General features: G+C 70.9%; 11 protein-coding genes. 8 read left to right on the top strand and 3 right to left on the bottom strand.

What is annotated here, in order from left to right; genetic code table 11:
• The first annotated feature begins 6 nt into the window (after positions 1–6).
• On the top strand, positions 7–675 hold the full coding sequence (locus ACSHV8_RS31195; protein WP_436521514.1) for a hypothetical protein: 669 nt from the start codon (positions 7–9) through the stop codon (positions 673–675).
• Positions 676–759: 84 nt separating this feature from the next.
• Here ACSHV8_RS31195 and ACSHV8_RS31190 read toward each other — a convergent pair whose 3' ends face one another.
• Positions 760–1,770, bottom strand: coding sequence for a DUF2278 family protein (locus ACSHV8_RS31190; protein WP_436521512.1), 1,011 nt, complete (start codon positions 1,768–1,770; stop codon positions 760–762).
• 171 nt (positions 1,771–1,941) lie between these two features.
• Between ACSHV8_RS31190 and ACSHV8_RS31185 the strand changes: the two genes are divergently transcribed.
• From ACSHV8_RS31185 to ACSHV8_RS31175, 3 genes are all read left to right on the top strand, one after another.
• Positions 1,942–2,577 carry a hypothetical protein gene (locus tag ACSHV8_RS31185; protein WP_436521510.1) on the top strand — a complete coding sequence of 212 codons (636 nt, stop codon included), beginning with the start codon at positions 1,942–1,944 and terminating at the stop codon, positions 2,575–2,577.
• A 114-nt stretch (positions 2,578–2,691) separates the two neighbouring features.
• Positions 2,692–3,990: a hemolysin family protein gene (locus ACSHV8_RS31180; protein WP_436521508.1), complete on the top strand. Its 1,299-nt coding sequence runs from the start codon at positions 2,692–2,694 to the stop codon at positions 3,988–3,990.
• 89 nt (positions 3,991–4,079) lie between these two features.
• Positions 4,080–5,315, top strand: coding sequence for an SLC13 family permease (locus tag ACSHV8_RS31175; RefSeq protein ID WP_436521506.1), 1,236 nt, complete (start codon positions 4,080–4,082; stop codon positions 5,313–5,315).
• Here the strand turns inward: ACSHV8_RS31175 and ACSHV8_RS31170 are convergent.
• Positions 5,301–5,867: a TetR/AcrR family transcriptional regulator gene (locus ACSHV8_RS31170; protein ID WP_436521504.1), complete on the bottom strand. Its 567-nt coding sequence runs from the start codon at positions 5,865–5,867 to the stop codon at positions 5,301–5,303. The two genes, ACSHV8_RS31175 and ACSHV8_RS31170, sit on opposite strands and share 15 nt — an antisense overlap.
• Positions 5,868–5,926: 59 nt before the next feature.
• Between ACSHV8_RS31170 and ACSHV8_RS31165 the strand changes: the two genes are divergently transcribed.
• Entirely contained in the window at positions 5,927–6,841 is a 915-nt protein-coding gene (locus tag ACSHV8_RS31165) for an SDR family oxidoreductase (protein ID WP_436521502.1), read from the top strand.
• Between the two features lie 19 nt (positions 6,842–6,860).
• Here ACSHV8_RS31165 and ACSHV8_RS31160 read toward each other — a convergent pair whose 3' ends face one another.
• A complete protein-coding gene (locus tag ACSHV8_RS31160; protein WP_436521500.1) occupies positions 6,861–7,826 on the bottom strand; it encodes a helix-turn-helix transcriptional regulator in 966 nt (321 codons plus the stop codon).
• 54 nt (positions 7,827–7,880) lie between these two features.
• On the opposite strand from ACSHV8_RS31160, the gene ACSHV8_RS31155 reads away from it, so the two are divergent.
• From ACSHV8_RS31155 to ACSHV8_RS31145, 3 genes are all read left to right on the top strand, one after another.
• Positions 7,881–8,552: an alpha/beta fold hydrolase gene (locus ACSHV8_RS31155; RefSeq protein ID WP_436521498.1), complete on the top strand. Its 672-nt coding sequence runs from the start codon at positions 7,881–7,883 to the stop codon at positions 8,550–8,552.
• A gap of 39 nt (positions 8,553–8,591) precedes the next feature.
• A complete protein-coding gene (locus tag ACSHV8_RS31150) occupies positions 8,592–9,056 on the top strand; it encodes a universal stress protein (RefSeq protein WP_436521496.1) in 465 nt (154 codons plus the stop codon).
• Between the two features lie 126 nt (positions 9,057–9,182).
• A complete protein-coding gene (locus ACSHV8_RS31145) occupies positions 9,183–11,660 on the top strand; it encodes a DUF4118 domain-containing protein (RefSeq protein WP_436536960.1) in 2,478 nt (825 codons plus the stop codon).
• Positions 11,661–11,726: the final 66 nt, after the last annotated feature.

Genomic DNA, 11,726 nt, shown 5'->3' with positions numbered 1-11,726 from the left:
GTGGAGATGGACTGGAACGACGACGATTCGCTTACCAGCAGGATTGATGGTATAGATCGCTGGCAGCGTTTTGCGGTGGCATTTCTGGCAATCAGGCGACTCCATGCCCCATTGCTGGAATTCGACTTCCCCGAGGACTGGGGGTTTGATCGATCTTGGTTCGAGGCTCTCGTGCGGCCCCCTCGGGACTTTGGCAGCGCAGAATGGGCCGACGAGTTCAATGGTCTTGTAGAAGAGGAGAGTGCTGCGCCCCTCTGGGAGGATGAGATCGAGCCCACAGTCGTGGAGGAGATTCAACTGGACGCAGTCATGGCTATAGATCTATTGCACGAGGCTTGGGAGGGTCTTGAAGCCGAGCAAATTCGGGCGATTGTCGAAATCCCTCGTAAGGTTGGCAACTATATGGACGAGATTATCGAGTTGTCGGCTGAAGCTGATCCAGCTGAGGGTGACCGGCAGTCCTATCTCGGCATGGCTGGCGAGGATCTGGTCGGATATGGGCTCGGCTATTTCGGACGCCGGAACCTGGAAATCGAGTATAGGTGCCATGATGCGGTGGGCATGACGTCGGCGCGAGAGTTATTTGCCGCGCCGGAGGGGCAGGAACTTCTTGCTCTTTGTGACGATTTTAGTCGAGAGGTTGTCGCGGCTCTCCGGCTACACGCATCCAGCTAACTCGCGTCGCTGATCGAGCCATTGCAATGTTGCTTCGGGAGAGGCGGTCGGTGTAGGCGGCATGCGCTGCAGCGGGTCGGTTGTTTAGAAGATGATGGTCCAGCCTTCTTTGGTGGACTGGTCGGCGGTGTAGGCGACTCCGTCGACCTTCAGGGACTGGGCGTTCAAGAGGGTGATCGTGCCGCCTCGGTTGCCCAGAGCAATGGGGGGCGCCAGAAAGACCTGGAGGGTGGCGCCTGCCGGGAGGGAACCCTGGAGCGGGAAACGGTTGTTGGCCCGGTCGAGGAGGGACCAACCCGTCAGGTCGATCGCGGACGGGGAGGCGTTCAGCAGGGTGACCGTCTCCGGCTCGGGGGCGGGACCGATCGGGTTGGCCAGGGCGGCGACGATGCGGACCACGTGGTCGGGTTCGCCGGGGCCGGGCGTCGGGGCGGGGCCCGGGTTCGGGATCTCGGGCAGGCGGTGGCCGGTGATGTCGTCGGTGTGCCAGGCCTGGTTCTGGAAGGCCAGGAAGATCGCCACCCACCGCTCCCCGAATTGCAGGAGCAGGCCGCCGTCCTGGAAGACGCCGTCGTCGCCGGCGAAGCGGCCGTCGTTGCCCTGGTTCATGTGGATGTCGTGGACGCCGTTGCCGGGGGCGAAATGGAAGATCTTGTCGGCGATGGTTTCCGGGCCCCAGGCCTGGCCGAAAATGTAGGCGCGGGCGGTGGGGTCGCCGAGGGCGCGGCTGACGTAATGGTCGAGGAAATCGCCGAGGTCGTTCTCCGGGCCGGGTTCGGCGGTGGGGACCGGGTGCATGTCCTGGCGCTGGAACAGGTTGCTGCGGATGTAGTCCAGGGCGGGGCCGCCGGGGCGGCTCTCCAGCTCGGTGAAGCCGTCCGGCAGGGCGCCCAGTTGGGCCAGCACCGGGTGGGTGAAGTTGTCGACGGCCAGGTGGAGCAGGTCGGGCGGGGACGACTGGGAGCGGACGTTGACGGCGGCCCGGTAGTCGGTGCCGGACGCGCGTAAGTGGATCTGGTAATGCGGAGTGTCGGTGGTCTCGATCCGGCGATCGATGACGGCGGCCCGTAGAACGCCGTACCGCTTAATCGGCATGACGCGCAGTCAACACCGCGGCCCGGAGGCCGGTCAATCGTCCGATCTTCCAGTATGGACAGGTAGATCCGGCGTCGTCTGACGGACACGTGGAATTCATTGACAGGTGTAGGGGCCGGTTCTAATGTCGCCTCGATTTCGACAAAGGCGAATAGGACCGGGGAGGGCGCTGTGAGCCTGTCATCGATGGCGGAGGACGCCGCTCTGCGGTTGCAGGGCACGCCCGGCGCATCCCCGAAGGCGGCGGCCGCGACGGCGGCCGCGGTGACCGCCGACGAGATGTCCCGAGGGGCCGAGGCGGGCGCGGCCAAGATCGCCGGGGAGAACGCGGCCCGCAGCTCGGCCGGGACGAGTGTGGCCGGGTCGGTGCTCACCCAGCTGGTGAAGTACGTGCCGACCGAGACGATCTCGGTCTATCTGGCCGTGCAGGCCGCGCTCGGCACGGTCACCGCGCCGGCCGGGGGTGCCGCGTGCGACGCCGGTTACACCTCGCGCTGGGTCTGGCTGATCCTGCTGGCGGTGGCGACGGTGCTGCTCACGATCGGGTTGTCCTACCGCAGTCAGAAGCAGGTGGCGCCGAACGCCCGGTTCAAGGTTCCGCTGGTGGAGTCGGCCGCGGCGACGTCGGCCTACCTGGTCTGGGCGCTGTCGCTGCCGACGACGCCGCTGAACGACTTCTGCGGCTACAACGCCACCGCGTGGGGGCCGGTCCTGCTGCTGGCCGGCACGACGATCATCGCGACGACCGCGTTCGTCTTCGGCAAGACGATCACCTGGGAGAAGGTCCTGCAGGAGGACAACCGTTGAGACGACCGGTGAAAAAGAACCGTTCCTGAGAATGGCGTTCAGGTTCGCTGGGTACTTTGACCTGACTCGGCGCCGGAGCGTGGCGCCGAGCGGGAGACCTCAGCGAAGGAGTTGATGTCCGCCGTGGGCGGATATGGGTGGCAAGTTGTCCTCGTCGTGGTGTTGGTGCTGCTCAACGCCGCTTTCTCCGGTAGTGAGATGGCCCTGATCTCCCTCCGGGAGAGCCAGTTGCAGCGGTTGGAGCGGCAGACCCGCACCGGGCGCACTCTGGCCCGCCTCGCGCGGGATCCGAATCGATTCCTCGCCACCATTCAGATCGGCATCACCCTGGCCGGCTTCCTGGCGTCGGCGGCCGCGGCCGTCTCGCTGGCCCAGCCGCTGATCGGCCCGCTCGGGTTCCTCGGCACGGCCGCCGAGCCGGCCGCGATCTTCGTCATCACCATCGTGCTGACGTTCTTCACCCTGGTCGTCGGTGAGCTCGCGCCCAAGCGGGTCGCCATGCAGCGCGCCGAGGGCTGGGCGCTGCTGGTCGCGCGTCCGCTCGACGTGCTGGCGATGCTGTCGCGCCCGGTGATCTGGTTCCTCGGCAAGGCCACCGACCTGGTCGTCCGGATGGCCGGCGGCGACCCGGACGCGGGGCGGGAGGAGGTCAGCACCGAGGAGATCCGCGACATGGTCGCCCAGCAGCAGGAGTTCACCCCGGAGCAGCGCACGATCATCAGCGGCGCGTTCGAGATCGCCGACCGGACGCTGCGGGAGATCCTGGTCCCGCGCCGGGACGTGCTGATCCTGCCGGCCGTGATGAAGTCCCCCGAGGGCCTGCGGCGCCTGGTCGAGGGCGGTCACTCCCGGGCACCGGTGACCGGGCCGCTCGGCCTGGACGACGTGCTCGGCGTGGTGCACCTGCGGGACCTGATCGGCTCCGAGGGGCACGTCATCGACCACGTGTTCACCCCGCTGTTCCTGCCCGAGACGTTGAAGATCGCCGACGCGATGCGCCAGCTGCGCACCCAGCGTCAGCAGTTCGCCCTGGTGGTGGACGAGCGCGGCGCGATCGACGGGATCATCACGATGGAGGACCTGGTCGAGGAGATCGTCGGCGAGATCTACGACGAGACCGACCGGGACGTGCAGTCGGTGGTCCACGAGGACGACGGCGCGATGCTGCTGCCGGGCACGTTCCCGATCCACGATCTGCCGGACATCGGCGTGGAGATCGAGGAGGAGGACGAGGGGGACTACACCACCGTCGCCGGGTTGATCCTGGCTCGGCTCGGCCACATCCCGACGACGCCGGGCGAGACCGTGTCGATCGACGGGCACACGGCCGAGGTGGTGGAGATCACCGGCCGGGCGATCACCCGGTTGCGGCTGCGACGCGTGGAAAGTGAACATCCGGCGACCGTGGCGTGAGCTGATTCCGTACCGAATAGGCGTTTTTTGACTTTATCGGGGCCGACCCCGCTGGTTTGTCGGCGGGGCGGATCGGGCAGGGTGCGGCGGTGTCCACGATCGTCGCGCTCGTGCTGCTGGGCGCGGTGCTCGGTTTCGCCGTCGCCCGGCCGCGCGGTCTTCCCGAAGCTGTCGCCGCGGTTCCCGCGGCGCTGATCTGCGTCGTTTTCCGCCTGGTCTCCCCGGGAGACGCTTTCCACGAGGTACGGGAGTTGCTCCCGACCGTGCTCTTCCTCGCGGCCGTCCTGGTGCTGTCGCATCTCGCCGAGGAGCACGGGGTCTTCGAGTGGGCCGGTTCGGCCGTCGCCCGGTTCGGCCGGGGCCGCCCGAAGCGGCTGCTGACCGCGGTCTTCGTGGCGGCGGCGGTGACCACCGCGGTGCTCAGCCTGGACGCCACGGTCGTGCTGCTCACCCCGGTCGTGCTGACCGTGGCCGCGCGGGCCGGGGTGCGTCCGCGCCCGCACGTCTACGCCTGCACGCACCTGGCCAATTCGGCGTCGCTGCTGCTGCCGGTGTCGAACCTGACGAACCTGCTGGCGTTCGCGGCGAGCGGTCTGAGTTTCGCCGGGTTCGCGGCGCTGATGGCGGTGCCGTGGATCGCCGTGGTCGCCGTCGAGTACGTGATCTTCCGCTTCTTCTTCGCCCGTGACCTGCACGGGCAGGCCTCGGAGCCGCCGCCGCCCGGTCCCGCGCCGAGGTATGCCCTGGTGGTGCTCGCGGCGACGTTGGCCGGGTTCGCCGGGCTGCAGCCGCTCGGGGTCCAGCCGGCCTGGGTCGCGGCGGCCGGCGCGGCGGCGCTGGCGGTCCCGCTGTTCCGCCGGCTGCGCGTGCGCACCCTGGTCGCCGAGGCGAATCCGACGTTCTGCGCGTTCGTGCTCGGGCTGGGCGTGGTCGTGCTCGCGGTCCGCAGCAACGGCCTGGGGGAGTGGATCGACGGGCTGGTGCCGCGGCACGCCGACCTGGTGGGGCTGCTGGTCGTCGCCGGGCTGGCCGCGGTGCTGGCCAACGTGCTGAACAACCTGCCGGCGACCCTGGTCCTGCTGCCGGCCGCCGCGCATTCGCCCGGGCTGCTGATGGCCGTGCTGATCGGGGTGAACGTGGGGCCGAACCTGACCTACGTCGGCTCGCTGGCGACCCTGCTCTGGCGCCGGATCCTGCACGCGCGCGACGCCGCGCCGCGAACGTCCGAGTTCCTGCTGCTGGGCCTCGCCACCGTCCCGTTATCGCTGGTCGCGGCCGTGCTCGCGCTCTGGGCGGGCCTGCGCCTGACCTCAACAGCCGGTTAGGACCTCGCTCAGGGAGGCCTGCGTCTCGCGCATCAGCGTCTGCAGGTCACCCGGATCGTTCTCGGACACCCAGCGCCCGAACGCCACCCGCAGCACCACCAGCCCGGACTCGGCGGCCAGTTCGGCCTCCGGGTCCGGGACGCCGCGCGCCCGCAGCCCGTCGGCCAGTCGCGCGCCCATCTTGGCCAGCTTGATCAGCTCGCGTTCGCGCAGCTCGGCGTTGGCCTCGATGATCGACTGACGCTGCCGGCTGCGTTCGTGGTCCTGACCGAGGAAGCCGCCGGCGACGTCCAGGGCGGCCGCCACCACGGCCATCGGGCCGGCCTCGGCGGGTGCGTCCGCGACCGCCCGGTCCACGGCTGTGACCAGGTCTTCCGAGCCGGCGAAGAGGACCTCGCGCTTGTCCGTGAAGTGCCGGAAGAACGTGCGGGCGGTGACGCCGGCCCGCTGGGCGATCTCGGCCACCGTCGTCTGCTCGAAGCCGCGTTCGACATACAGCTCCATCGCCGCTTCCCGCAGCCGTCCGCCGGCTCCCGGCTCCCATCGCGCCATGTCGTGATCCTAGTCATGTCACCAACTGACATCACTTGCGCTATGGTTCATGTCATCAAGTGACATCACGCTTCGTGGAGGTCGTCATGCACGTCTTCGTCACCGGCGCCAGCGGCTGGATCGGCTCCGCCACCGTCGCCGAACTGATCAAGGCCGGTCACCGGGTCACCGGCCTGGCCCGCTCGGACGCCGCCGCCGAGCGGATCACCGCGCTCGGCGCCGCGGTCCGGCGCGGCACCATCGACGACCCGGAGGTGCTGCGCGCCGGGGCCGCCGACTCCGACGGCGTCGTCCACCTCGGTTACAACCACGACTTCTCACGGATGGCCGACGCCCTGGAGACCGACCGCAGGGCCATCGAGGCGCTGGGGGAGGGGCTGGAGGGCACCGGCCGTCCGCTGCTGATCGCCTCCGGGGTTCTCGGACTCGGCGGCGGCCGGGTGGCCACCGAGCACGACGTCCCGGACGGTGCCGGCCACCCGCGGCAGGCGAACGCCCTGGTCGCGCTGGCCCTGGCCGACCGGGGCGTGCGGCCGTTGATCGCCCGCTTCGCGCCGACCGTGCACGGTGCCGGTGACCACGGTTTCGTCGCTCATCTGACCCAGATCGCCAGGACCAAGGGCATTGCGGCGTACGTCGGTGACGGCGCCAACCACTGGCCGGCCGTGCACGTGCTCGACGCCGCGACGCTGGTGCGCCTGGCGGTCGAGGACGCACCGGCCGGCACGATCCTGCACGCCACCGCCGAGGAGGGGGTCACGAGCCGGGACATCGCCGAGGCGATCGGCCGCGGCCTGGGTGTGCCGGTGGAATCAATTCCGGACAGCCGGGTCGACGAGCACTTCGGCTGGATCGGCCGGCTGTTCGCGATCGACTCCCGGTCGTCCAGCGAGGCGACCCAGCAGCTCCTGGGCTGGAAGCCGACCCACCCGACCCTGCTGGAGGATCTGGCCGCCGGCCACTACTTCGCGTGACCGTTCGCGGGCGTGGCCGTCATCGGTCCTCGTCGTCCGGCCGCGAGGCCACGGCGGCGGCGAACCGGGCGGCCACGGCCGCGACGGCCGTGTGCAGTTCCGGCCCGTCCTCGACGGTGAAGCCGAACGGGATCAGCGGCAGCCACTCCTGCGCGTACATCGCCGGGTTGCGGGTGCTCCCGGTCAGCCGGCACCGGTCACCGGCCGCCTCAAGGGTGCCCATGGGTGGCCGGATATAGGGGATGACCTGCTCGAACGGTGCGTGGAAGAGCACCCGCGTGGGGTACTGCCAACCCTTGCCGAGGTTCTCCTCCAGCACCTTGACCGGATCCAGCCCGTCCGGCGGGGTGAACGGGTGCGGGGTCTGGCGCACGGTGCGGATCCGGTCGATGCGATAGGTCCGGATCGCGTCGGCGCGATGCGAGTGGCACAGCAGGTACCACCGGCCGTAGCGGACCACGACCGCCCACGGATCCACCTCGGCCTCGAACTCGCCGCCGCGCTCGCTGCGGTAGCCGACGACGACCCGCCGCCTTTCGGCGACGGCGGTGACCAGCGTGCTCGCGGTCGCCGGATCGGTCCGGGCCGCTGTCGGGTCAGGAGCGATTGCCGCGTACGTCCGTAACAACGCCGCCTGCCCAGCCACGCCCGGCGGCAACGCCCGGATCACCTTCCCCAGCGCCGCACCCACCAGCTCGTCGGCGTTGCTGGCGTCGAGCACGGCCATGACCAGGCCCAGCGCCTGCTCGGCGGTGAACGTGACCGGGGGCAGCCGCATGCCCGGCCCGACGCGATAACCCCCGTACGGCCCGCGCACCGACTCGACCGGGATGCCGGCCTCGCGCAGGATCCCGACGTAGCGCCGGGCGGCCCGCTCGGTCACCCCGAGATCGGCCGCGAGCCGGGCCGCGGTCGTGCCGGGCCGCGACCGCAGGATCTCCAGGGTCTGCAGGGCCCGCGCGGTGGGGCTGGAACCGTCCGGCACACCGCGCACGGTACCGGAAGCCAATCGTCCGGAATCCGTTCTACTTTGCTCTCCATGAGTGCAGACAAGATCGTTCTCGTCGGTGGCCTGTGGCTGCCCGCCCGCGCCTGGTCGGACGTCGTCGCCGCGCTGGCCGAGCTGGGCCGTGACGCCGAAGCGGTGACCCTGCCGGTCGGCCCCGGGACCACCCTCGACGACCAGACGGCGGCGGTGCTGGCCGTGGTGGATGCCGCGCCCGGCGCGACCGTGGTGGTCGGCCACTCGGCCGCGTCCTCGCTGGCCTGGCTGGCCGCCGACGCCCGTCCGGAACGGGTCTCCCGGGTGGCGATGATCGGCGGGTTCCCGCGGGCCGACGGGGAGACCTACGCGGAGTTCTTCCCGATCGACGGCGGGGTGATGGCGTTCCCGGGCTGGGAGCCGTTCGAGGGCGCGGACGCGGCCGACCTGGACGCGCCGGCGCGGGCGGCGTTCGAGTCGGTGGCCGAGCCGGTCCCGGAGGGGGTGGCCCGGGGCGTCGTCCGGTTGACCGACGAGCGTCGTTACGACGTACCCGTAAGCCTGGTCTGTCCGGAATTCACCCCTGAGCAGGCCCGCGAATGGCTGGACGCCGGGGAATTGCCCGAGCTGGCGCGGGCGAAATCGGTGGATCTGGTGGACATCGACTCGGGGCACTGGCCGATGCTGACCCGTCCGGCCGAGCTGGCCCGGTTGATCGCGGAGCTGTAAAAGTGGCGGGCGGCGCGCCGGGCTGAGAGTCTTTTGTGCATGAACGTGCTGGTGTGGGTACGCGAGGGCGTGTGGCCGGCGGCGGTCGACGCGGCCCGGGAACTGGCCGGCCGGGACGACGCGGTGACGCTGGTGCACGTGCTCGACCCGGCCATCGCGGCCGGCGCGCACGCCGCCTACGCCGGGTTGCTGGGCCGCGGCGGCTGGCCGAACCGGGGTCGCCGCGACCCGGGGGAGGCCGTCGAGGCGGCCGGGCAGGCGGCCGAGTCCGACCTGATGGCGGCCGCGCGGGACCGGCTCGGGCGGCCGGCCGAGACCGTCTTCCTGCGCGGGCGCGTCGAGCACGAGGTGGTCGCCGCCTGCACCGGGATGGACGTGCTGGTCGTGGCCCGCGACGGTGACACGCACCGGGCCGGGCCGAAGAGCCTCGGCCCGGCCGGCCGGTTCGTCGTCGACCACGCGCCGTGCCGGGTGCTGCTGGTCTGGCCGGCCGACGAGGTGTGAGAGCGTCGCGTGAACAGAACGTCAAAATCCCACCGGTGAGCGTCAGTGACGCGTGAACAGTTCGGCCGTTCCCGTCATGGTCGGCACACTTGACCGACAGGATAGGCACAACGGCGGGAAATGACTGTGGCGCGCGGCGAACTGCGGATCTACCTGGGCGCGGCCCCCGGCGTCGGCAAGACCTACGCCATGCTCGAAGAGGCCCACCGCCGGGCCGAGCGGGGCGCCGACGTCGTCGTCGCCCTGGTCGAGACGCATGGCCGCAAGCACACCACGGCGATGATCGGTGACCTGGAGGTGCTGCCCCGCCGCGAGATCACCTACCGCGGCGTGGCCTTCACCGAGATGGACCTCCCGGCCGTCCTGGCCCGGCGGCCCGAACTCGCGGTGGTCGACGAACTGGCCCACACCAACGTGCCCGGCTCCGGGCACGCCAAGCGCTGGGCCGACGTGCGCGAGCTGCTGGACGCCGGCATCGACGTGCTGACCACGGTGAACGTGCAGCACCTGGAGTCGCTCAACGACGTGGTGGCCCGGATCACCGGTGTCGAGCAGCGCGAGACCGTGCCCGACGCCGTGGTCCGCGCGGCCGAGCAGGTCGAGCTGGTCGACATGACGCCGGAGGCGCTGCGGCGGCGGATGGCGCACGGCAACATCTACCAGCCGGAGAAGATCGACGCGGCGCTGGGCAACTACTTCCGTACCGGAAACCTCACCGCCCTGCGGGAACTGGCCCTGCTCTGGCTGGCCGACAAGGTCGAGGACCAGCTGGACCGCTACCGGGCCGACCACGACATCGACGCCACCTGGGAGACCCGGGAACGGGTGGTGGTGGCGCTGGCCGGCGGCCCGGAAGGCGACACGCTGATCCGGCGTGCGGCCCGGATCGCCGCCCGGACCAAGGGCGCCGACCTGATGGCCGTGCACGTGACCCGTAACGACGGGCTGGCCGGGGCCGACCCGGCCGTGCTGGCCCGGCAGCGGGTCCTGGCCGAGAGCCTGGGCGGGACCTACCACCAGGTCTCCGGGGCCGACGTGTCCCGGGCGCTGCTGGAGTTCGCCCGTGGCGTCAACGCCACCCAGATCGTGCTCGGCGCGTCCAGCCGGGGCCGCTTCGCCCAGCTGCTCACCGCCGGGGTGGGCAACTCCACCACCGCGCTCTCCGGCTCGATCGACGTGCACCTGGTCACCCACGAACGGGCCGGCCAGGGGCGGCGCCGGGAACGGATGCCGGCCGCGCTGTCCCGCGGGCGCCGGATCGCCGGTTTCGCCACCACGCTGCTCGGCCTGCCCCTGCTCACCGCCGTGCTCTCCGCCGTGCCGGACCCGCCTCTGGTCAACGACATCCTGCTGTTCCTGGCCGGGGTGGTCGGCGTCGCGCTGATCGGCGGACTCTGGCCGGCGCTGCTCGCCGCGGTCGCCGGGTCCCTGCTGCTGAACTGGTTCTTCACCCCGCCGTACGGGCGGTTCACCATCGCCCAGGGACAGAACCTGCTGGCCCTGGCCATCTTCGTGGTCGTCGCGGTCGCGGTCAGCCTGGTCGTGGACACCGCGGCCCGCAAGACCCGGCAGGCCGCGCAGGCCTCGGCCGAGGCGCAGACCCTGGCCGCGGTCGCCGGCGGGGTGCTGCGCGGGCAGCGGCCGCTGGTCGCGCTGCTGGACCGGCTGCGGGAGACGTTCGCCCTGCAGTCGGTGGCGCTGCTGGAGAACGGCGCGATGGTCGCCGCGGTCGGCGGGCCGGTCTGCACCGATCCGGCCGGCGCGGACGTCGTGGTCACCGCCGACGACGGGCTGCTGGTGCTGCTCAAGGGTCACACACTGGAGGCGTCCGACCGGCGGATCGTCGAGGCGTTCGCGGCCCAGGCGGCGGTCGCGCTGCGCCAGGAACGGCTCGCCGCCGAGGCGGCCACCGCGAAACCGCTGGCCGAGGCGAACAAGCTGCGGACCGCGCTGCTGGCCGCGGTCAGCCACGATCTGCGGACGCCGCTGGCCAGCGCCAAGGCGTCGCTGGCCGGACTCCGCAGCGCCGAGGTGGAGTTCGACGAGGAGGACCGGGCCGAGCTGCTGGCCACCGCCGACGAGTCGCTCGACCGGCTGGACCGGCTCGTCGCCAACCTGCTCGACATGAGCCGCCTGCAGTCCGGGGCGCTGGGCGTGACGCGGATCTCGGTGGGGGCGGAGGAGGTCGTACCCCGGGCGCTTGATGATCTCGGCCCGGAGGGCCGTGGGGTTTCCGTGCGTGTGCCCGATGACCTGCCACTGCTCGAAACCGACCCCGGTCTGCTGGAACGGGTCCTGGTCAACGTGATCGCCAACGCGCTGCGCTACAGCCCGCCGGACCGGCCGCCGATGGTCACCGGCAGCAGTCACGGCGACACCGTGGAGCTGCGGATCATCGACCACGGGCCGGGCATCCCGGAGGACCGGTGGGACGATGTCTTCCTGCCGTTCCAGCGCCTCGGCGACCGGGACAACCACAACGGCGTCGGCCTCGGGCTCGCCCTGTCCCGGGGCCTGGCCGAGGCGATGGGCGGCACCCTCACCCCCGAAGAGACCCCCGGAGGCGGCCTCACCATGATCCTTGCCCTGCCGGCTTCCGCATGAGGGAGCTTGCGACCGAATCATCAGGCTCAGTAATCAACTCATGGCGACGCCGGAGCGCAGCGGAGG

This window comes from Actinoplanes sp. HUAS TT8 (genome assembly GCF_051380535.1).
Lineage (GTDB): Bacteria > Actinomycetota > Actinomycetes > Mycobacteriales > Micromonosporaceae > Actinoplanes.
Note: the sequence above shows the minus strand (reverse complement) of the source record. Positions and strands in the feature narration are given on the sequence as shown.